Origin of the sequence: uncultured Streptococcus sp., assembly GCF_963511325.1 — a bacterium.
Lineage (GTDB): Bacteria > Bacillota > Bacilli > Lactobacillales > Streptococcaceae > Streptococcus.
Map to the genome: position 1 here is coordinate 1 of NZ_CAUPII010000030.1, position 22,154 is coordinate 22,154.

16 protein-coding genes and 1 pseudogene are annotated in these 22,154 nt (G+C 39.5%); 1 reads left to right on the plus strand and 16 read right to left on the minus strand.

Annotation, left to right across the window (positions count from 1 at the left end):
* Positions 1-355: 355 nt before the first annotated feature.
* The 12 genes and pseudogenes from metF to RQ973_RS07975 all read right to left on the minus strand — a co-directional run bounded on the left by metF (position 356) and on the right by RQ973_RS07975 (position 16,693).
* A complete protein-coding gene (metF, locus tag RQ973_RS07920; RefSeq protein ID WP_311523532.1) occupies positions 356-1,222 on the minus strand; it encodes a methylenetetrahydrofolate reductase [NAD(P)H] in 867 nt (288 codons plus the stop codon).
* A 64-nt stretch (positions 1,223-1,286) separates the two neighbouring features.
* Positions 1,287-3,536 carry a 5-methyltetrahydropteroyltriglutamate--homocysteine S-methyltransferase gene (gene metE / locus RQ973_RS07925; protein WP_311523533.1) on the minus strand — a complete coding sequence of 750 codons (2,250 nt, stop codon included), beginning with the start codon at positions 3,534-3,536 and terminating at the stop codon, positions 1,287-1,289.
* A gap of 351 nt (positions 3,537-3,887) precedes the next feature.
* Positions 3,888-4,181: a helix-turn-helix transcriptional regulator gene (locus RQ973_RS07930; protein ID WP_311523534.1), complete on the minus strand. Its 294-nt coding sequence runs from the start codon at positions 4,179-4,181 to the stop codon at positions 3,888-3,890.
* 185 nt (positions 4,182-4,366) lie between these two features.
* Positions 4,367-4,732, minus strand: coding sequence for a TIGR02328 family protein (locus RQ973_RS07935; RefSeq protein ID WP_311523535.1), 366 nt, complete (start codon positions 4,730-4,732; stop codon positions 4,367-4,369).
* Entirely contained in the window at positions 4,716-5,120 is a 405-nt protein-coding gene (locus tag RQ973_RS07940) for a YbgA family protein (protein ID WP_311523537.1), read from the minus strand. Before RQ973_RS07940 ends, RQ973_RS07935 begins: the two co-directional genes overlap by 17 nt.
* A gap of 100 nt (positions 5,121-5,220) precedes the next feature.
* Positions 5,221-8,265 carry a type I restriction endonuclease subunit R gene (locus tag RQ973_RS07945; RefSeq protein ID WP_311523538.1) on the minus strand — a complete coding sequence of 1,015 codons (3,045 nt, stop codon included), beginning with the start codon at positions 8,263-8,265 and terminating at the stop codon, positions 5,221-5,223.
* Between the two features lie 55 nt (positions 8,266-8,320).
* Entirely contained in the window at positions 8,321-8,833 is a 513-nt protein-coding gene (locus tag RQ973_RS07950; RefSeq protein WP_311523539.1) for a restriction endonuclease subunit S, read from the minus strand.
* 104 nt (positions 8,834-8,937) lie between these two features.
* Positions 8,938-10,140: a restriction endonuclease subunit S gene (locus RQ973_RS07955; RefSeq protein WP_311523540.1), complete on the minus strand. Its 1,203-nt coding sequence runs from the start codon at positions 10,138-10,140 to the stop codon at positions 8,938-8,940.
* Positions 10,140-11,135, minus strand: coding sequence for a virulence RhuM family protein (locus RQ973_RS07960; protein ID WP_311523541.1), 996 nt, complete (start codon positions 11,133-11,135; stop codon positions 10,140-10,142). The genes RQ973_RS07955 and RQ973_RS07960 overlap by 1 nt, the downstream gene beginning before the upstream one ends.
* The gene (locus RQ973_RS07965) at positions 11,125-12,696 is read right to left on the minus strand and encodes a type I restriction-modification system subunit M (protein WP_045763496.1); all 1,572 of its coding nucleotides are present in this window, start codon (positions 12,694-12,696) and stop codon (positions 11,125-11,127) included. Before RQ973_RS07965 ends, RQ973_RS07960 begins: the two co-directional genes overlap by 11 nt.
* A 149-nt stretch (positions 12,697-12,845) precedes the next feature.
* Positions 12,846-14,000, minus strand: a complete 1,155-nt coding sequence (locus RQ973_RS07970; RefSeq protein WP_311523543.1) for an AbiH family protein — start codon at positions 13,998-14,000, stop codon at positions 12,846-12,848.
* A 47-nt stretch (positions 14,001-14,047) separates the two neighbouring features.
* Positions 14,048-16,693: pseudogene (locus RQ973_RS07975) on the minus strand (DEAD/DEAH box helicase family protein).
* A gap of 136 nt (positions 16,694-16,829) precedes the next feature.
* Between RQ973_RS07975 and RQ973_RS07980 the strand changes: the two are divergent.
* Entirely contained in the window at positions 16,830-17,450 is a 621-nt protein-coding gene (locus RQ973_RS07980) for a TVP38/TMEM64 family protein (protein ID WP_311523545.1), read from the plus strand.
* 285 nt (positions 17,451-17,735) lie between these two features.
* On the opposite strand, the gene RQ973_RS07985 is transcribed toward RQ973_RS07980, so the two are convergent.
* From RQ973_RS07985 to prfB, 4 genes are all read right to left on the minus strand, one after another.
* Positions 17,736-18,890 (minus strand): MFS transporter, encoded by a 1,155-nt coding sequence (locus tag RQ973_RS07985; RefSeq protein ID WP_311523547.1) that lies wholly within the window; start codon positions 18,888-18,890, stop codon positions 17,736-17,738.
* A gap of 399 nt (positions 18,891-19,289) precedes the next feature.
* Entirely contained in the window at positions 19,290-20,216 is a 927-nt protein-coding gene (ftsX, locus tag RQ973_RS07990) for a permease-like cell division protein FtsX (protein ID WP_311523549.1), read from the minus strand.
* The gene (ftsE, locus tag RQ973_RS07995; protein ID WP_060955458.1) at positions 20,209-20,901 is read right to left on the minus strand and encodes a cell division ATP-binding protein FtsE; all 693 of its coding nucleotides are present in this window, start codon (positions 20,899-20,901) and stop codon (positions 20,209-20,211) included. The genes ftsX and ftsE overlap by 8 nt, the downstream gene beginning before the upstream one ends.
* Before the next feature lie 15 nt (positions 20,902-20,916).
* Positions 20,917-22,012, minus strand: a protein-coding gene (gene prfB, locus RQ973_RS08000; RefSeq protein ID WP_311523550.1) for a peptide chain release factor 2 whose coding sequence is annotated in 2 segments (ribosomal slippage) — positions 20,917-21,939 and positions 21,941-22,012 — 1,095 coding nt in all. Because the reading frame shifts where the segments join, the coding sequence is not laid out codon by codon here.
* Positions 22,013-22,154: the final 142 nt, after the last annotated feature.

Consider the following 22,154-nt stretch of genomic DNA (forward strand, 5'->3'; position numbering starts at 1 on the left):
CGAAGTCTTCGATGAAGACAAGACAGTTTATCTTTTTTACACAGCTTTTCGGCCGTGTTCAATTCTCAAGATACAAATCATTAGAAAGGTTTGATACTAAAGCATCTAAACCTTTCACGCTAATCGCTATCATGCGATTAGCTAAATGCTTTACTAACTCCCTCGTCAAATAATATCGATTTGACTCGCTCGTGTCGCTAAACCTTGCAGTTTGAATGCATTGTATTATTTAATACCCTCATCTTTGTATCAAGTACGTACAGAGTCTATTTTATCATATTTTTCTTAAAAAGTGCGGTCTTTTCTATTAAAAAGGAACCATTCCTCCATGAAAAGAAGAATGGTTTGCTTTTTATTATCCTAAAGACTGGTGATTGAACAAGGCATGGGTTGCTTGATGGATGTATTGGGCAGTTTCTGCATTGTTCATGGTGTAGAGATGCACACCTGCAACGTCCTGAGTTACCAAGTCCACGATTTGGTCTACAGCGTAGGCAAGCCCTGCTGCTCTGAGTGATTCAGGGTCATTCTCATACTTGTCTAAGATAGCTTTAAACTTACGTGGAAGATGGATATTCTCACAAGTCTTCAAGAGACGAAGAGCTTGGTTACGATTCAGGATTGGCATGATACCCGCATGAATGGGTACATCAATACCAGCCAAGGTGCACTTGTCCTGGAAATCGTAGAATCGCTCATTGTCAAAGAAAAGTTGAGTTACAAGGCTTGAGCAGCCTGCATCCACTTTTTTCTTAAGATTTTGAATATCTGAGATTTGGTTTGGTGAATCAGGGTGCCCTTCTGGGTAACAAGCACCAATAATTTCAAAGTGTGGCGCCTGCTCCTTGATGAATTCAATCAGGTCTGTCGCATAACGGAAGTCCTTTTGTGGTTCCACATCAGGGATGACATCTCCACGAAGAGCCAAGATTTTCTGAACCCCAACCTTATCCAAATCTGCAATTGTCTCAGCCACCTTATCCTTAGTTAGATAGATAGCTGGCAAGTGAGCAATGGTTGGAATCTCCAAGTCATTTTGGATATAGTCAGCCAAACGAACCGTCGTCTCTTTGATATTAAATTTATTATTGCTGGCAGTCACACTGATAAAGTGTGGCGCCAAGTCCTGCATATCTTTCAGGGCTGCAATAATTTTGTCATTGCCTACTGCTGGGTTTGGAGGGAAAACTTCAAATGAGAGGGACGGTGTTTGACGTGACATAATGTATAAACCTTTTTCTAGTTGATTTCTTACTGATCAACCATGTATGGAGAACTGTCTTTTCTTACAATTTCTCACGCGCAGCTTTCGCAGCTTCTACAAGGCGGATCAAGCTTTCTTTCGTTTCTGGAATACCACGTGTTTTCAAACCACAGTCAGGGTTGATCCAAACTTTTCTGCTTGGCACTTTAGCAAGGATTGCTTCGATGGTGTGGTCGATTTCGCCTTCGTTAGGCACACGAGGTGAGTGGATATCGTAAACCCCAGGTCCAACTTCTGTTTGGAAGTTTTTCGCTTTGAGTTCGTCCAAGATTTCAAGGTTTGAACGGCTAGCCTCAAATGAGATAACGTCTGCATCCAAGTTGTCGATAGCTGGGATGATATCTGTAAATTCTGAGTAACACATGTGAGTGTGGATTTGTGTGTCTGGTGCTACTGTTGAGTGTACCAAGCGGAAGGCAGGAATTGCCCAGTCAAGGTAGTCTTCGTACCAGTCGCTACGACGGAGTGGCAATTTCTCACGAAGAGCAGCTTCGTCGATTTGGATGATTTTCACGCCTGCAGCTTCAAGGTCAAGAACTTCATCCTTGATTGCAAGAGCGATTTGAAGAGTAGAATCCTTGATAGAGATGTCTTCACGTGGGAATGACCAGTTAAGGATGGTAACAGGTCCAGTCAACATACCTTTAACAGGTTTGTCCGTACGACTTTGTGCGTAGCTAGACCATTTCACAGTGATTGGGTTGAGACGAGTTACATCACCCCAGATGATTGGTGGTTTAACCCCACGCATACCGTATGATTGTACCCAACCATTCTTAGAGAAGAGGTAACCTGACAAGTTTTGACCGAAGTACTCAACCATGTCATTACGCTCGAATTCACCGTGTACAAGCACGTCAAATCCAACTTCTTCTTGCCATTTGATCCATTCGTCGATGGTTTCAGCAAGGAAGGCATCGTATTCTTCTTGTGACAATTCACCCTTACGGAAGGCCAAACGTTTGGCACGAACTTCCTTAGTTTGAGGGAATGAACCGATGGTTGTTGTTGGAAGAGCTGGAAGTTTGAAGGCATCTTCTTGGATAGCTTCACGTTCAGCAAAGGCTGGCAAACGAGTGTAGTCTGCATCTGTCAATCCAGCGATACGAGCACGAAGTTCCGCATTTTCACCAACACGTTCAGTCGCAAAGAGTTCTTTGTTTGCTGCAAGTGCTTCTCCCCCTTGACCGTTGCGGATAGCATCCAAGTCACGGATCTCATCCAATTTTTCAACTGCAAATGCAAAGTGGTTCAAGATAGCTGGTTCAAATTCTTCATTAGCAGTTGTAAATGGCACATGAAGAAGTGAACATGAGCTAGTCAAAACGATGTTTTCAGCTGGAATTTGCTCAAGAACAGCCAAGCTCTTTTCGTAGTTGTTGCGCCAGATGTTCTTACCATTGACAATACCTGCATAAAGAGTCTTGTCAGCTGGGAAGCCACCTTTAACGAGTTCAAGAGTTTTCTTACCTTCAACGAAGTCCAAACCGATTGCATCTACTGGCAATTTCACAAGGTCAGCGTAAACGTCACGAACGTCACCGAAGTAAGTTTGAAGCAAAACTTCAAGACCTTTCTTGTCAGCCAAAAGCTTATTGTAGAGGTTCAAGAAGAGAGCTTTTTCTTCTTCTGTCAAGTCTTTGACAAGAGCAGCTTCATCGAGTTGGATACGAGTTGCACCAAGTTCAGCCAATTTTGCAAAGACTTCTTGGTAAGCAGCTACTAAGCTATCTACGAAATCTTCTGCTTTCACACCTTCTTCAAAGTCTGATAATTGAAGGAAAGTGAATGGACCTACAAGGACAGGACGAGTGTTGAGACCAAGTTCTTTTGCTTCTTGGAACTCATCGAAGATCTTGTGACCAGCCAATTTTACTTGAGTGTCTTTTTCAAATTTAGGAACGATGTAGTGGTAGTTAGTGTTGAACCATTTCTTCATCGGAAGGGCACGAACATCCCCTTTTTCTCCTTGGTAACCACGTCCCAAAGCAAAGTAGCGTTCAAGATCAGATAATTCTAAGTTTTGTACTGATGCAGGAACTACGTTGAAAAGGAAAGCAGCATCAAGGAAGTTGTCATAGTGAGAAAAGTCATTTGATGGGATTTCAGTGATACCTTTTTCTTTGACGATGTTCCAGTGTTTAGCGCGCAATTCTTTAGCCGCAGCCAAGAGTTCTTCTTCTGAGATTTCTTTTCTAAAGTATTTTTCAGTTGTAAATTTTAATTCACGGAATTCACCCAAACGAGGGAAACCGATAATTGTAGTTGACATGTTTTGTCCTCCAAAAATTGTTGTTGAAACTATCTTAACAGAAAAGAAATCATCTGTATAATTGTAAAAAATTAGGCTTTGATATAGTTTGAAACTATATCGTTATTTGAAGTACAAAAAAAGATTTGGAGAAGATTCCCCAAATCCTTTGGTAGACAATGATTAATAGATTTTCAAGATAGCCATGTTCATAGTCAAACTTGAGTAAACTGAGAGTTGACTATGGCTTGTTATTAGAAAAGACTATAAGTTGGTTTTCTTTTGTAATTCTGATATTTCCCTGAAAAAGTGCGGACGGGAGGTAAAATTATCCAGTGGATGATTTTAGCAAACCAAGTCATTTCATTCCTATCAACCTTTTTCCTGTTCAAGTGGGACGACTGCTAGTGTCTTGCCTAAACTGGCTAGAACTTTTAAGACGGTATCCAACTGAGGACTCGTCTTTCCTGTTTCCATCCTAGCTATGACAGGCTGGCTCACTCCACTAAGTTCTTCTAACTTTTTCTGGCTAATTCCTTGCTCATGCCTAGCCTCAATCAACTCACTCATGATAGCCACTCGCATATCACTTTCAAGGATTTCCTCCTTGGTAAATAGTTGAGACCGAACATCCTTCCAGTTACTCCCAACGGCACTATTCTTCATCACTTATCCCTCTTTCTTTTAAGTCCTTTAGTTCACGCTTGGCTTTTTAAAATTATAACTCAAAAGTTATTAAAAGTAAATCCAAATACTTACAAAAAGAAGACCTTAGAATCATTCTAAAGGTCTCATTTTTATTATTCGAAAAATTTACGAAAAGAGTTCTTAATTAGAGTTAATCCTGACCCTTACTCCAGCTCAATGCCTTTCTCACGGAGATTAGCCAGGCACTCCTCATAGTAGGCAGCGTCATGCTCGCTATAGATAGGACTTTTCAGCTTTTCCTCTGCTAAGTCTTGATAAGTAGGGCAAGTCTTACCTCGGTAGTTCTTGTCTAGCCACTCTGGACTGACATTGTAGCCACGGTCAGCCATCTCCTCCATGATCAAACGATGATAGGCATAGAGACGATAGGGCGAGTGGGTAAAGACATAGTCAACCGTCGCATGCTTTCTACCCCAACCATTGCCACGAAGAGCGCAGCACTCTCGATGTTGCCCCAAGAGCTGCGGACGGGGAAGTTGCGAAATCAAAGCCTCATGCCAAAGTCTCATGGGAGTCTCCTTTCAGCAGGGTAGAATCTTGCAGATAAGCATTTGGGTAACGTTCAAGCAAATCTCTGGTCCTAGCAATCAAGTCTTGCTTGGAAACCTGACCAAAGCGGTAGCGATCCAGCAAGAGCATATAGTCCTTGCGCTCGTCAAGGCTGGCTTGCTTTTTAAAATAGCCCCAAATATGCTGAAAGGCATTGCAAACCTGACCCCTGTGTTCTGGAATCTGGCAGGCACGGTCAATCATCTCTTGAACCTGACTCACTTCCACCACTTCTTGCTTGAGGTACTGGCGAATGTCCTTGTAAATATTGCTAGAATAGCTCAAAACAAGGTATTTATTTTCCGCCCAGAGTTTCTGACAAAGGGCACGTTGGTTGTTGTTTTCCATATTTCTCCTATCTTTCTACTAGTTCCCAGGAAATACGGAAACAAAGTTATATTTTAAAAATGAGCGAATTGATTTTTTGATAAATTTAACGTTCACTTTGTTAAATACCAGAGTAGATTTCAACCAATAATTGAATCTGATGTAAAACTTCTTGTTTCTTACGCTCACGAGCTCCTTGTCTACGAGAAGTCGGTGGAATAATCGAATCCAAGTCAGCTCCACTATTCTCAGCATAACCTCGTTGAATAGATCGATCAATGAATAATTGATAATCTTTTACAAGCTTTTCAGACTCTGCTAATTCACGAATAGCGACTGCTTTACGTTCTTTACCATAAGCATAGAATGCATTGATAATCTCATCATGGTCTTTCAGACTTGCTAAATCAGTATCATTAATAAAGCCAATCACCAACTCTTCCTTAGCACGAATATCAATACTTGAGCGAATAACACGGCTAACTTCAGCTTTCATTGCTTCTTTAGACTCAGAGTTCTTCGATTTTTCGACAATCAAAGCAAGAATATAATCTAGATTAATCTCGTCAGTTTTTAAGAGTTCAATCTCAAATTCAATATCTGAAAGGTCAACACCTAAATCTTTTGTTCTTTCATAATTTTTAAGATTTAAGAATTCATCTCGAATTTCTACATAAGTACTTCTTAAATCTTGGAGATAACCTTCCGAGATAGGTTTATCGATTTCTTGAAACTCATCATAATTTCGAAGAACGTTGTCAAGTTTCAGAAACTCACCAAATAATTTAACAAACTCTTTTTTATCATGTTCTGTTTCAATTTCTTGTGGATTAGGGAATCTTTCCAGAATTTCTTGACAGACTTCTGTATAACCTTTGACCTTAATACCCGTTACCTGATCTACGAAACCGTCCATGTATTCGCTAAAACTTTTTTCTAAGATAATATCAAGCTTATTAGTATCCCCAAAGGTTTTAATAGCTTCTTGAGTAGCTTTTTCTAAATCACGGAAACATACGATATTTCCAAATGGTTTAACTTTGTTAAAAATACGATTGGTTCTAGAAAACGCCTGAATCAAACCGTGATAACGTAGATTTTTATCGACAAAAAGAGTATTCATGGTTGGAGCATCAAATCCTGTCAAGAACATACCCACTACAATCAGCAGATCCACTTCCTTGGACTTAACTCGTTTAGAAAGGTCACGATAGTAATTTTGAAACTCTTTCCCATCAGTCGAAAAGTTGGTCTTGAACATTTGATTATAATCGAAGATTGCTTTAGTAAGAAACTCTTTAGATGAAAGAGGCATGGCTGTATCTTTAGGATCTAGCTCTTCATCTTGAATTTCTCCATAAGCTGACTGTTCTTCGTTAGGCGCAAAGCTAAAGATAGTCGCAATCTTCAAACGCTTAGCTTCTGGTAATTCTGCTTGTTGTCGCTGGAGTTCTTCGTAGTATAATTTCGCAGCTTCAATACTTTGTACAGCCAGCATGGCATTAAATCCAGATAGTTGTTTTTGTTTATGAGTATAGTGTTGATTTCGATGCGTCTTATCATTATAAACTCTCAACAGATACTCTGTGATGGTTGCAATCCGTTCAGGATGCAAAAGGAGTTCCTTTTCCATCTTTTTGAGTTTCTTTTCATCGAGCTCTCGGCCGACTGCCTTTTCCGCTTCTCTATACTTATTGATTTCAGGCTTGATATAGTTGTAATCAACCTTGAACTTCAAGACTTTTTTATCTCGAATAGCATCTGTAATAACGTAGTTATGAAGTTGCTCTCCAAAAACCTCTTGTGTTGTTTCTCCAGTCAAGCTATTTTCTGGAAAAATCGGGGTCCCTGTAAATCCAAATAAAGCATACTGCTTAAAGGCTTTTTTGATACGTTTTTGAGCCTTTCCAAACTGGGAGCGATGACATTCATCAAAGATTAGAACACATTTTTTACTATAGATTTCATGGTTTGGATTCGCAGTGATGAATTTATTTAACTTTTGAATCGTTGTGACAACAATTCGATCATCATTTTCTTCGATACTGCGTTGTAGTTCTTTTGTATTGTTACTACCATTGACTGAATTTGGTTGGAATTTTTGATATTCCTTCATAGTTTGATAGTCTAAGTCTTTTCTATCTACAACGAATATCACTTTGTCAATGTAGTCCAACTCTGTCGCTAAGCGCGCAGTCTTAAAGCTGGTCAAGGTTTTCCCTGACCCTGTCGTATGCCAGATATAACCACAAGCATTGATGGTTCCAAAATTCTTCATTTCATTGGAAGAATGAATCTTACGCAAGATACTTTCAGTTGCTGCTATCTGATAAGGACGCATGATGAGCAAGGTATTATCCACATCAAAAACACAATACTTGGTCAAAACTTCCAAGAGGACACGCTTGCTTAAGAAAGTAACAGTAAAATCTTCCAATTCGTGAATAGTCTTGTTCTTACGGTCTGCCCACTCACAGGTAAACTCATAATGATTTTTATTCTGAGCTGTTGTATTTGCAAAGTAGCGTGTAAAAGTCCCATTAGAAATCACAAAAATTTGAATATACTTGTATAAAGAATTTTCGCTATTGAAACTCTCCTTGCTATATCTATGGATTTGTTCAAAAGCTTCTTTAAGACTTCCCCCTCGCTTCTTTAATTCAATCTGAACTAGAGGTAGACCATTTACTAAGATAGTGACATCGTAACGATTAGTATGACTACCCACCTGGGTCACTTGGTTGATGACCTGCATACTGTTGTTGTGAATGTTTTTCTTATCAATGATGAAAATATTTTTAATCCGTCCATCATCAAAGACAAAGTCATAGATATGATTCTCTTGGATTTTTCGTGTTTTTTCAACTAACCCTTCATTGGGACAATCCAGATATTCCACTACAAAGCGATTCCACTCATCATCTGTAAAAGTCACCTTATTTAGCTTTTCAATCTGAACCTTGGTATTTGCTAAAATTTCTGCGGGAGTATGAATATTTAAGCGTTCATAGTTGAGATGATTCACCAAATCAGAAATCAGCTGATTTTCTAAATCAGCCTCTGACTGATATTCTCTATCCGTGCGATACTCTGGTTGATACTCAGCCAAGAGAATCCCTTCATTTGTTTCCGCAATTACTTCATGTATTTTTGAATAATCAACCATAGCATGCTTCCTTTTTTATTTTAATTGAGATTCTATCTCAAAATGATTCAAGAATTTATCTAGTGAAGTTTAATAATTGTTCTCTCCAGTATTCATACTGCTTCTGTCTTAGTTCGATTTCCTTTGGGAGGCCTTCAGAAAGAGAGTTGGTTAAGGTGTTGAAATTATCGAGAATGGAGACGACTCTTTCTTGCTCAGTAAAGGATGGCAATATAAACTTATATTGCATAATAGCTTGCTTATCTCCTCGGGGCATCTTAGAACCTTTTGAATATTGCACATTATAATAAAAGAATCTATCATCTGACAGAATATAATATAAATATTTATTTCCCATACAAGGGGTTATAGAATTTTGAATTGTCAAGACATCACCACTTGTCCCACCAACTTGATTAGAAAACCAAATTTTTTTGAGATAAGGTCTGATATTACCAATCAATATATCACCCTGATTATAGGTTGTAACACTTCCTTGTTCAGGTAAGAATGTAGCAACTGTTTTCCCTTTTCTATCTTGTAACAAATTATCAACTCCAACATAAGTTTCAGAAGTTAAATCTGTCACACTAATCCTCTTTTGGCTATATTCCGCAACTGCTCCCAATTTCACTCGAATTGGACCAAATACCCACTGTAAAAGTTTGATAATAGCGGAGTTGTCCCACTCCTCTACTCTACTCTACTCTCAGTGTACTCGCCTTCGGCGACGAATGTCAAGAGTTTATCTCGAAAATATTCGTACTGTTTTTGACGCAGTTCAATCTCCTTGGGCAGTCCGATATTTAAGTCGTTACAAACCATTTCAAAGTTATCTAAAACTTGAACAATACGAGATTGGATTTCGAGGGATGGATAAGGAATCTTAATATTATTTAAATTTTGCTGATTTAGCTTTGGTTGCGCAGCTCCAGAAATGTATAGTGATAAATCAATGTTGTTTAAATAATAATTAACAAATTTTTGATTAATCATATTATCAAATTTTAATACATGAGCATGGTTATTAACCCAAGTTTTACCCGTAATAGAAAATGCAATAGGAGTTTTACGAACAACTAAGTTTGCCCCATCCTCAGATACCAAAAGAAAATCTCCATCAAATATGAAGTCATCAACATAATCAACTATCCCAGAAGCACCATAATATGGATAAACACCTGAACTACGCCCCCCTTTTGCAACTGCCTTTCTCTTGCTATCTAGATTTTCTGCTATCTCACCCAAAGTCTTCCACTCAACCTGATAAACCTCATCCTCAAATGATAAAAGCTTATCACGATAAAAAGAATATTGCTTTTTACGTGAGGTCAATTCTGAGGTCAATTCTGAGGTCAATTCAGTAACATACTCAGTCATTTTGTCAAGTATTTGTACGATTTTTTCTTGAATTTCAAGAGGAGGAATTGGGATTTTAAAACTCCTCATTTTCGATAAAGAAACAATTGGAAAGCTACCCTCATTTATTCCTTTCTTCATATCATTACTTAGAATATGTAAGTAATAAAATAAAAACTTCATATCTATATCTTTATCATATTTTTGTCTTTTCATAACAGCGGTTATCTGCTGATTACATAAAAAAGGAACAGTAATCAAAGCAATTTCTCCTATGGTAGCTGTTGTAGAAATAATTATTGAATTAGCAGTAAAAACTTTACCTCCCTTAACTGCATTTCTGGAGACATGCTGTAGTGAATTAGACAATACCCGTCCATTTTTACGTATATCCTCTAATCTAAACCATGGTATAGTTCCATTTTCCCAAAATTCTTTATTAGTTTTTGAGGGTGTGTATCCATTTTTTAATTCACACACTTCCCCCAACTCTTTCCACTCAACGGGACAGTTTTGGATTTCTTCTAGGATATTCATCATTTACCTCCTTCCTTTGTAATATTCTCGATACTTTTAATTTCCTTGAGGTAATCTTTTTCAACTTGACTGAGGGTCTTGGATTGATAACTCTTATATTCCTTGCCTACCTTATGTTTCATCTGTTCACGAGAAATAGAACCACTATTTTCAAGTAAGTCTTCACCAGTAGCGAGAAGGATTCGATCCACGTGAGCCACCCAATCAGCCATGGTCATGACTTCTTCTCGCTCAGCCTGCCTTTCCGCAAAGTCTAGATATCCTGATACAAGCTGATTAAGCCCACGGAGTTCCTTTTCGGTCAGATAATTCTTAGCAACTTTTGCTTCGGACAAAGTAGGAAGATCTCCCTTAAAAGTAGTCAGGCCCATAAATTCCTTCTCACTATCGACACGGTTATAAATGAGTTCACTCGCAGTGTTGTGGTGAATAGCATAATGCATCTTGTTTTGAACCGTCGCAAAGAACTTCTTTGCTTCTGGTGAATTTGCATTATAGTCACTAGACGTCGCGAAAAGATCCAAAACCTGACGGTAAAAGACTTTTTCACTCGAGCGAATGTCTCGGATTCTTTCTAGAAGTTCTTTAAAGTAAGAGCCACCACCCAAATTTTTCAGACGCTCATCATCCATCGCAAAGCCCTTGATCAGATATTCTTTCAAGACTGTCGAAGCATAGTGTCTAAACTGGATTCCACGAGGGGAGCGTACACGATAGCCAATCGCTAAAATCATATCAAGATTATAGTAGGCAACATTTCGTTGAACACTTCTATTCCCCTCATTTTGAACTGTCAACTTATAGTTGACAGTTGCTTCTTCCGACAATTCACCATCTTCAAAGATGGCCTTGATATGTTTACTAATGTTTTGCTTGGAAGTTTGAAAGAGCTCAGCTAGTTCCTGTTGGGTCAGCCAGACTGTACCATTATCCAAATGTAGTTCAATAGCTGACTCGCCATCATCCGTTCTATAGAGAATTACATCATTTGCCATGGCTTAGCTCCTCTACAATTTTATCTATCTCTGCACGTAAGTAATCAATCTTAGCAACAGTCTCAGCGATTTCTTTATTAAGAACATCAATATCAATCTTCTCACGTGTGTCTTCTTGTTCGACATAGGTTGAGACAGATAGATTGTAGTCTTGCTCTAAGCCAATCACATCATTATCAACCAGCGCAGATTTATAATCCACACTTTGATAATTAGTGAACAATTCAACAATATGCTCAATATTACTATCTGTCAAAACATTGTTATTGGTCTCTTTTTTGAATTCTTTACTCGCATCAATAAAGAGGGTTTTATTTTCAAGTTTATTCTTCGCCAGAACTAAAATCGTGGTCGCGATAGAAGTACCAAAGAAGAGATTATCTGGAAGGGCAATAACTGCTTCAATAAAGTTGTTATCTACTAGATACTGACGAATGGTCTTTTCAGCTCCTCCACGATAGAAAATACCTGGGAAACATACAATAGCTGCTCGACCTTTATTAGATAAGTGGTTGAGACTATGCATGATAAAGGCAAAGTCAGCTTTTGACTTAGGAGCTAGTTTCCCTGCAGGAGCGAAACGGTCATCATTTATGAGAGTTGGGTCTCCATCTCCCACCCATTTGACAGAGTATGGAGGATTAGAAACGATAGCATCAAAAGGTTTCTCATCTAAATGCTGAGGATTTAAAAGGGTATCTCCTCGCTTAATATCAAAGTTATTGTAGTTGATATTGTGCAAGAACATATTCATACGAGCCAAGTTATAGTTAGTCATATTGATTTCCTGACCAAAGAAACCATCCTCTAGAATATGATCTTCGTATTGTTTTTTCATCTGCAGCAAGAGCGAGCCTGAACCACATGTCGGGTCATAGACCTTATTAATCTTGTCCTTACCGACCATCACTAGGCGAGCAAGTAATTTAGAAACTGTCTGAGGAGTGAAAAATTCCCCACCACTTTTACCAGCATTGCTCGCATAGTTGGAAATCAAGAACTCATAGGCATCCCCGAAGGCATCAATGTCATTTTCCTCAAAGTTGCCAAAGTTAATACTATTGATACCATTAAGGATATCAGAAAGACGTTTATTCTTTTCTGGAACAGTACCACCAAGGATGTTACTTCTTGTGTCCAAGTTATCAAATAGACCTTTAATATCATCCTCTGATTTGAATCCAATAGCTGACTTCTCAATAGCTTGGAAAATATTGGCCAATTCTTCGTTTAAATTTTCATTTTGCGAGGCATTCTCCACAACATTTTCAAATAGTTGACTCGGAAGGATAAAAAATCCCTTATCCTCAACTGTCCCTGGTTTAAAATCTTGCTCAGCTTCTTGGTCACTCAATTTAGCATAACGGAATTCTAAGTCGCCAGCTTCATGCTCAGCACGGTCAAAATAGTCTGCCATATGCTCTGAAATAAAGCGATAGAACAGAATTCCCAGTATATACTGTTTAAAATCCCAACCATCTACAGCACCACGAACATCGTCCGCAATCGCCCAAATTTTACGATGCAGCTCCTTGCGTTCTGCATTTTCTTTACTTGCCATTTTTACTTTCCTTAATTAATGTATTATCTTTTCTATTTTATCATATTTCAAGAAAAACCACTCGACCTGACTAGAGCGAGTGGGAGTACTAAATTTTTTTAAAAAATCTTACTATTGTTTTCTAAAAATTTAATTACTTTTTGACTTTATTAAGATAGCAAAACCTCTTTCATACCATCCTTATCATCACTTTTAACAAATAAAATATTCCGTTTTCCTGTTAACTCTATCAGTTTTTCTTTACCAAGGATGATTGCGAGATTCTTAATAATCGAACGTTTAGCTGGTTCATCAAAATAAGTAAAAATAAATCGATATGGATAGTCACCTTTCTTTGCTAATTCAAAACATTTTTGAAATATTTCTTTATCCAATGGATCTACTGAATGACCGAAAATAATGATATTTTTTGAAGTAATATAACCCTCAAAATCATTATCAGGAAATTGAATCGTTTGTCTGAAAAATTCTTCAAATTCATTTCCTGTCTCTTTAACAATCCTTTGGTAATACTTCTGATAAGGAATTAAATCACTGTTGACATCATTTTCTTTATCTTCAATTCCAAAGACCATTGTATTGATGCGACTAAAAGTTCCATCTAAGTCAATTCGCCCATGTATGAAATGAGTTTTCTCCTCAGAAGTCCCAAATAAATATCCTGAGGTGTTAGTATAATTAAAGTTTAGGACAGAGGAATTTGACAAATCTGATATTGCATCTAGAGCTGTTGGCTTGGATTTTATCTCGATAACTTTAAAATCAAGAAAGTCTATATAAGATAAATATATTTCTAACAATTCAACCAATAGATCAAGTTGCCTGATAAATTCGTTATTTAATTTATCCAATGCAACTTCTCTTTCTAATTTTTTCCATCCTTTTTCATAAAATAGGGAGAAAAATAGACGTCCAACATATGATTTTGAACAATAATTTCTATCCTTTTGTAATTGAAGCATATTTCTTTCTATATGTTGAAGGAATGGTTCATTATATCCTATAGAATACAACAAATCAGTATTCTCTTTACAATACATTACAGCTTCAGAAAGTTGAGAAATCATGGTTTCAAGATTAGACCAATTATCTCCAAGAGTATCTTTATTCTCATTAATAAATTTCAAATACAAATTATCTTTGTATTTATCAATATCTATGTTTTTAGAATCTAGAAAAGCTTGTAAGTCACTTTCTGGTCTATCGAATAATCTCTGTTCAAACTCAATAAAATCTGTATACTTTGTTTTTCGACCCATTGCAATATCAAATCCATTGCCCAAAATTAAAATTGTATCTGACATAATTACTTCCTTTTTACTTTATATAAACATTAAAATTGTAACTCTCCCTACTTCAAAGCACTTTTAACCTTCTTCTTGGTAATGAGGCGGTCATTTTTGTTAGCTAGGGATTTGAGTCGGGATTCGAGTAAGACTTTTCTGCCTGCTTCGTTGCGGGTGTAGACTAGCTGGTAATCACCTAGCTGAGGGGCGACTGCGTCTAGAAAGAGCTGAGCTTCTTCCTTGCGCTTTTCAAAGAGGCTAGGAACTACAAAATACTTGGATTGACCTGCTGGTGCTTTTTTTGCTACTAAGAGGTAGCGTTGATTGTCCACGGGTGCAAAGAATTCTCCTAAGGTCTGAGAAAAGAGTTCCTTGTCTCGCATACTACCACCTTTTAGATAGGCAAAAACGCAATAGCTATCCTTATCTTCTTCCACCTGCACGCGCGACCGATCATCGGAAAGATGCCCCATCTTTAGCATGGCATTACGAATACCTTCACCCACCTGACGTAGGCGTACATAAGGACTCTTGTAGCTGTAATAGCGAAAGGCTGTAATGGCTAGGAAGAGGCCACAAAGAGCTGTCAACCATGGCAAGTCAAAGAAGGTGAGTCTAAAGACATAAGTCAGGAGACTAATGGCAAATACCATAAAAGCATAGCGAAGCCACTTTTCAGCATCTGCTAGGGCAAGCAGAGGGATTCGTTTGCTGTCGGTCGCTACTTCATTGACAATCTCAATCTTGTCAGCAACGATGAGAGAGTTTTGCCATTTTTTACGAAGGGAGCCACGATCCTTGGATAGTTCCTTGATCTTCTCGTTGTAGTCTTCGAGTTTCTTTTTCTTAAGTGGGAACTCAGGAAAGTTCAAGCGATACAGACCTGTTTCGATGGTCTCTTCCTTACAGGACAAGCCAAGGAAATGGTCCATCCGACGGGCAAGGGTTTGTAAGTCTTGATATGGATTGAGGTCTTGTTCTTCTTGATCCTCCTTAGAAAAGGCTGGATTTTTATATGGTTTGATGGCTACTAGGTGCCAGATATTACTGGTCTTATCTGGATGTCCTTGCCAGATACGGATAGCACGGCCTCGCATCTGATTACTGAGCATAAAGCTTCCGACAAAACTTCCTAGGATGAGAGAGTTGACGCAAGGCGCATCCCATCCTTCTCCTAAGAGAGACTTGGTTCCGACCAAGACCTGGATAGAACCACGTTGGAAGAGCTCAGTCACTGCTGCGACCATCCCCTTAAAGCTAGATGGAAAGCCTACTTGGAGATAGGCTCCTTGGTCGAGTTTTCCGATGGCTGAGAAGGTCAAGTTGGTATTTGGGATGAGTGCTTCGAGTTCTTCCTTGACACTGGACGGTATGATAACGACACTACCTGAAAGGACTGCTATGGGGACAGAAAGGCCTTGTTTTTGCTCACTTCGGCGAATAGTTTCAAAGTAAGGGAGGACACCTAATTACGTGATTGGCGCTTGGTCATCTCCCAGATAACTAGCAAAATCCTTGCGGATATAGTCCGCCAAGACTAACTGTCTCAAGTCCTGACCTAGACTAGTATACTCGGTTTCAAAGATAGATGCGATGCCAGCCAGTTTTCCTAGAGATTGATTGAGGATTTGGTCATTGGCTTTGGATTTGAGCAAGAAAACCTGACGTTTTTCGATTAGCCCTCTTGATTTCAACTCGGCTTCTATCTTTTTCTTTGTCTCCTGTGGGTCCTCATACCAGTCGGGTGTCTGATAGAGAAGGCCTTGCAAGAGGACTTCGAGCCAGTAGTAATTAAGAGCAGGCAAGCCTTCAGCTCCCAGTAAATCTCGTAAGTACTTAGGAATTTCTAGCTTTTGAGCCTGTAGATAAATGAGGAAGGCTGAGAGATACTTGGGATCTTCGAGGAGCATATCCGCAGAGATTTCCCCTTTGAGAACCTTGGAACTCTTAATCAACTCTTGAAAGTCACGATCAACGACTAGGTGGCTGACATATTGCCACTTGGTATCCTCAAACTCTTCCAAGCGCTTGTCTTCTTCCTTGGTCGGAAAACAGATATAGACAAAATCCTGATGAGGGCAGAGGGTGTCTTCCTTGACCAGTTCTGGCACTGCTATTTCTTGGTCGATCTCGCCACACATCTGGAGATAGCGATCCCAGAGTTCTGGCTCACTGTCATATGGCGGTGTTGCAGTGAGTGAGATGACTTGTAGTTGCGGGTAATTTTTACGGAAGTCTTCTAGGCTTTTCCACCATTCATTTCTCAAGTGATGGCATTCGTCCAGACAGAGGGTTTCGACACCCTTTTCCTTGAGGCTGGCAAGCAGGTCAAAGCCGACAAAGTCTTCAACCTCGCCATTATCTTCTTGAGATTGTACTTGTTGCATGGCACTGTGAAAGGCTTGGTAGGTGGCGATGGTGATTTGCTTCATGTCCTTGAGATTTTGAGAAACGAGACTTGTGACCTGGTCCTCATTCTCTAAAAAGGCCTTGCGAATCCTATCCACCCATTGTTCCCGAATGGTAACAGTCGGCACCAAAACCAGGGCTAGATTATCAAAGCGGGCAATCAACTCGATCCCAATGGTTGTTTTCCCAGAACCTGGTGCTGCCACCAAGTGGACATGGCCATCTGATTGATATTCCTGAAAGTTATCCAAGACCTGTCTTTGGTAGTTGCGCCAAGTGCCATTAAACTTCAATCCTAACATTATTTTCCTCATTCTAAGCTGCCATTTTCTTATTCCCATTTTACCATACTTGAGGCAAAGTCACATAAAGTACCCCATATAGTCTTTCTCCTCAAAATATGGTATAGTAGAATCATACTACTCAAGAGGAGTTTACATGTCACACGATAAAGAAATGAAAGCTGTTTCTCCCCTTCTACAGCAAGCAATTAATATTTCTTCCATCATCGGTGGAGTTGGTACTTTGATTTTCTGTATCTGGGCCTATCAGGCTGGAGTCTTGTATTCCAAGGAAACCCTATCTGCCTTTATCCAACAGGCCGGTATCTGGGGACCACCACTTTTTATCTTTTTGCAGATTTTACAGACGGTTGTTCCTATCATTCCCGGTGCTCTAACCTCTGTGGCAGGTGTCTTTATCTACGGGCATATCATAGGCACTATCTACAACTATATTGGTATTGTTATTGGTTGCGCCATTATCTTTTATCTGGTTCGCCTCTACGGAGCACCCTTTGTTCAGTCTGTCGTCAGCAAGCGTACCTATGATAAGTACATCGGTTGGCTAGACAAGGGCAATCGCTTTGATCGATTCTTTATCTTTATGATGATTTGGCCGGTTAGTCCAGCGGACTTTCTCTGTATGTTAGCTGCTTTGACCAAGATGAGCTTCAAACGTTACATGACCATCATCGTTCTGACAAAGCCCTTTACCCTGGTCGTTTACACATACGGCTTGACCTACATCATTGATTACTTTTGGCAAATGTTCGCCTGATCACTAAAAAAAGTTGATCAAAAACTCAATTTTATACTCAATGAAAATCAAAGAGCAAACTAGGAAACTAGCCGCAGGTTGCTCAAAGCACTGCTTTGAGGTTGTGGATAGAACTGACGAAGTCAGTAACATATATACGGCAAGGCGACGTTGACGCAGTTTGAATTTGATTTTCGAAGAGTATTATCAGAAAATGAAAAAAATAAAACGCATAGTATCAAGTATTCAACACCTGATAATATGCGTTTTTTCTGATTGTAAAGATTTTTTCTCAGCCTCTTTTTATTAAGCTTCTTTTTTCAATAGGAGAGAAACAAGGACTGATGTCGCAATCATCCATGCTCCTAGAATAATAAAGGTCATTCGACCATTCGTTGTTACTAAGCCAATTCCTGAAAGAACAAAAGGTGTTAAGGAGGCACCAAAACTACATCCCAAAACAGCATAAGAAGTTGCTTTGTTGAGGAGCTTTGCTGGGATTCTCTCAGAAATTAACTGAAAGACTGTCGTAAGGGCAATGCTATAGGCGAATCCTCCTAAGACCGAACCTGCAACGACTAGCCAAAGAGAAGGTGAAAGGGCGATGATGATTTGCCCAATACCAAAGGTTACACCTGCAACCAATAACAATTTTTCCTTAAAGGCAGAGATGAGGAAAGAAAAGCTAATTCCCGCCAGAATCCCAATCAACTGCATGGCACTGAGTACCAGACTAGACAACTGAGCATCTCCAAAGCCTGCCTCAATCATGAGACTAGGAATACGGAAGGTAATGGCAGTATTTGTACACACGATCACAGCAGCACCAATGGCAAGGAAGAAAATCAGCTGTAGCATGGAGCGAGTTAGTTTGGTTGCTTCTTCTGTCTTTTGCTTGGACTCATGAGTTTCTCCTTTTCCATAAGGGACAAAGAGAAGGAAGAGTACAAGAACAACTAGACCTGCTGCATAGGCTAGGAAGGTTGCAGTCCATCCAAAGGCCAAGAGTTGACCGACTGCCAGCGTCAAGATAGAGGCTCCCACTACCTCAGCTGACCCACGAAAACCAAGCATCTGGATACGAGTCTTGCCATGGTACCGTTCACTGATGATAGAGATAGCCTTAGCGTTTAGCATCCCCACTCCAATTCCAAAAAGGAGACGAGTAGCAAAGACAAAGTAGTACCCCTGATACCAGAAGGGAGCTGTTCCGCTGATTGACAAAATCAAAAGTCCCAAGGTCAACTGGAGGCGTTCAGGGAAAATACGCTCAAGAACACCATTTAAGAGGAGCATGGCCATAATCCCAAAGGATGGAAGGCTGACCAAAAGCTCGACCTGACCAGTCGAATAGCCCTGATAATAGTCAAACATGGCTGGTAGGGCACTCGATATTGAAAATGATGTGATCAATACTAACGACAGGGAAAGTATACTCACTTTTTCCAAAAATTGTTTCATTTTATCCTCATTCATTATTTATGTTAAGTCAAAAGAGCTAGATATTACTGTAGAGATAAAAGTTATCTTTTATCTAGTCCCTATCACTCTTTTATCAAAAAGGTCCTTTCCTATCATACACTGTTTCCCAAAAATTGGCAAGCAACTGATACTCAATGAAAATCAAAGAGCAAACTAGGAAGCGAGCCGCAGGTTGCTCAAAACACTGTTTTGAGGTTGTGAATAGAACTGACGAAGTCAGCTCAAAATACTATTTTGAGGTTGCAGATGGAAGCTGACGTGGTTTGAAGAGATTTTTGAAGAGTATGGTTTATAAGTTCAACATAAAAAGTAGGACCATCTGACTCGGTCAAGCCTCGATGGTATCCTACTTTTATAGATTTTAGTAAACTATCTTACTTAGATTTTCAAGAATCGACGCATTGAGATTCCTGAACCAAGTGAACCGATACAGATTCCGATGAGGAACAAAAGACCAATCATCAATGGAATAAAAGCATCTGGGGTAATCAGAGATAGATTTTGTCCAACCAAAGATGGGTTAACTGATTGGTAGACTCGGTTATAGATAAAGTAAACCATGATTGATGGAATAGTTGCTCCTAATAGCCCAATGAAGGCACCTTCTAGCAAGAATGGACCACGAATGTAGCTATTTTTAGCACCAACCAAACGCATGATTTGAATTTCACGACTACGTGAAATGATAGTGATACGAATGGTATTTGAAATCAAGAAGACTGCGATGAAAATCAAGAGTCCTGCAATGACCAATCCCCAAACACGGATGAAGGAAGCCAACTTGAAGAGACGCTCCGTATTGGCACCACCGTCTTGAACCTCAGAAACTCCTTCGATTTTCTTAGCTTCTTCAGCGACTGGTTTCACATCACTTGGTGAATTGGTATCGACAATGTAGGCATCATGAAGTGGATTGGCATCTCCTTCAAAAACCTTCCAATCGTCACCCATGGTTTCAGTCAGCTTTTGGTACTGCTCTTCTTTACTTGAGAAGGTTACACTTTTAACAGCTGGCATAGCCTTGAGAGCATCATAAACTTTGTGGTAATCATTATTAGTGACTGTCTGGCCTTCTTTGACGATGGTTTCACTATTGTCTTCAATATCTTTACGGACATAAACCATGACGCGGACGTTGTTTTCGATATCCGTTGCCAATTTTGCAGTATTAAAGATAACTGAGGCAAAAATAGCAACCAAGGTCAAGGTAATCATGACCGAACTGACCGCAGCAATGGTCATCCATCCATTACGCTTTAAACTCTTTAAAGCTTCTAATAGATGGCGGAAAAATCTACTAATCATCGTATCCGTACTCTCCTTTCGCTTCGTCACGAACCACGCGACCATTCTCGATGGCAATGACGCGGTGGCGCAAGGTATTTACGATTTGACTGTTATGGGTTGCCATCAAAACTGTGGTTCCTTGAAGATTGATACGTTCCAAGAGGTTCATGATTTCCCATGAGTTATCTGGGTCCAAGTTACCTGTTGGTTCGTCCGCAATCAAAACCTTAGGATTGTTTACGATAGCACGTGCAATGGCGATACGTTGTTGCTCACCACCTGACAATTCATTAGGGAATGAACGAACCTTGTGTTTCAAACCGACAAGATCCAAGACTTCCATAACTCGTTTTTTGATATTACGACGACTTTCACCGACAACCTCCATGGCATAAGCAATGTTCTCATAAACGGTTTTCTTTGGCAAAAGTTTGTAATCCTGAAAGACAACTCCAACACTACGACGAAGGAGCGGAATATCTTTCTTTTTAATCTTTACGAGATTAAAACCTGCAACCTGCAAGCTTCCTTTTTCTACTTTAACCTCACGATACAAGGCACGGATAAAGGTTGACTTACCTGCACCTGAAGGACCTACGATATAGGCAAACTCTCCTGGTTCAATACTCACAGAGACGCCACGTAGGGCTGTTGTCCCGTTGTCATACTTTTTGACAACATCTCTCATTTCAATGATCGACATGTGACTTCCTTTCTATTAACTAATACGCCATTTCAGATAGGCATCAATGAATCCATCTAAGTCTCCATCCATAACCTTATCTACCTGCGCAACTTCAAAGCTGGTACGGTGGTCTTTGACCATGGTATAAGGGGTAAATACATAGGAGCGGATTTGGCTACCCCATGTGATTTCTTTCTTATCCCCCTTAAGGGCATCTACCTCAGCAGCTTTCTTTTCCTGCTCCATTTGATAGAGTTTTGCCTGAAGCATCTTCATCGCACGATCACGGTTTCCGTACTGAGTACGGTCAACGGTTGATGCAACGACAATCCCTGTCGGAATGTGAGTCAAGCGGACACCTGTTGAAACCTTGTTGACGTTTTGTCCACCTGCTCCACCCGATCGGAAAGTATCCATCTTGATATCATCTTCTCGGATGTCAACTTCAATAGTATCATACAACTCTGGCATAACTTCTACAGAAGTAAAGGAGGTGTGACGACGCTTAGCTGAGTCAAATGGTGAGATACGTACCAAACGGTGAACTCCCATTTCTGATTTGAGAAGTCCATAAGCATTTGGTCCTTCAAAAGACAAAGTCACCGACTTAATTCCTGCTTCATCACCCGCTTGATAGTCCAAGACTTCAACCTTAAAGCCTTTAGCGTTACCATAACGAGTGTACATACGAAGGAGCATATCGCCCCAGTCTTGGGCTTCTGTTCCACCAGATCCTGGGTGAATCTCTAAAATAGCATTATTATGATCATAAGGCTCTGACAAGAGCAGAGTCATCTCGTAGCTAGTCATCATCTGATCTAGTTCAACTAGCTTCTCAACCAACTCATCCTTAACAGACTCATCCTCTGCTAAAAAGTCTAGTAAGATTTCAGCTTCATCCTGCAACTCCTCCATCTTGTGGAAAGTATTGTAGGTATTTTTTAGTTCATTTAATTCTTGCGACGTTTTTTGGGCCGCAATATTATCGTTCCAAAAATCAGGTTCTGTCATTTTGTTTTCCAAAATGGCAATTTCTTCTTCTAACCCTTCGAGGTCAAAGAGACCCCCTAAAAGAAGCTAATTTTTCACGATTGGCGTCAATTTTTTGACGAATTTCTGAAATGTCCATATTTACTCCTTTTTTGTATCGTTTTATTATACCATAATTTTTCTTATTTATCTAATCGGTGTTTTTTAAAATTTCTTATCAAAATATTTCGGAAACTTCTCAAAGTAACTTCCACTTATCTGACCAAAGTGGAAATTAGTCT

Bases quoted from the DNA above. Each gene is read 5' to 3' on its own strand.
- metF (WP_311523532.1), bottom strand. From the start codon at position 1,222: ATGTCACGTCAAACACCGTCCCTCTCATTTGAAGTTTTCCCTCCAAAC.
- metE (WP_311523533.1), bottom strand. From the start codon at position 3,536: ATGTCAACTACAATTATCGGTTTCCCTCGTTTGGGTGAATTCCGTGAA.
- RQ973_RS07930 (WP_311523534.1), bottom strand. From the start codon at position 4,181: ATGAAGAATAGTGCCGTTGGGAGTAACTGGAAGGATGTTCGGTCTCAA.
- RQ973_RS07935 (WP_311523535.1), bottom strand. From the start codon at position 4,732: ATGAGACTTTGGCATGAGGCTTTGATTTCGCAACTTCCCCGTCCGCAG.
- RQ973_RS07940 (WP_311523537.1), bottom strand. From the start codon at position 5,120: ATGGAAAACAACAACCAACGTGCCCTTTGTCAGAAACTCTGGGCGGAA.
- RQ973_RS07945 (WP_311523538.1), bottom strand. From the start codon at position 8,265: ATGGTTGATTATTCAAAAATACATGAAGTAATTGCGGAAACAAATGAA.
- RQ973_RS07955 (WP_311523540.1), bottom strand. From the start codon at position 10,140: ATGAATATCCTAGAAGAAATCCAAAACTGTCCCGTTGAGTGGAAAGAG.
- RQ973_RS07960 (WP_311523541.1), bottom strand. From the start codon at position 11,135: ATGGCAAATGATGTAATTCTCTATAGAACGGATGATGGCGAGTCAGCT.
- RQ973_RS07965 (WP_045763496.1), bottom strand. From the start codon at position 12,696: ATGGCAAGTAAAGAAAATGCAGAACGCAAGGAGCTGCATCGTAAAATT.
- RQ973_RS07970 (WP_311523543.1), bottom strand. From the start codon at position 14,000: ATGTCAGATACAATTTTAATTTTGGGCAATGGATTTGATATTGCAATG.
- RQ973_RS07980 (WP_311523545.1), top strand. From the start codon at position 16,830: ATGTCACACGATAAAGAAATGAAAGCTGTTTCTCCCCTTCTACAGCAA.
- RQ973_RS07985 (WP_311523547.1), bottom strand. From the start codon at position 18,890: ATGAAACAATTTTTGGAAAAAGTGAGTATACTTTCCCTGTCGTTAGTA.
- ftsX (WP_311523549.1), bottom strand. From the start codon at position 20,216: ATGATTAGTAGATTTTTCCGCCATCTATTAGAAGCTTTAAAGAGTTTA.
- ftsE (WP_060955458.1), bottom strand. From the start codon at position 20,901: ATGTCGATCATTGAAATGAGAGATGTTGTCAAAAAGTATGACAACGGG.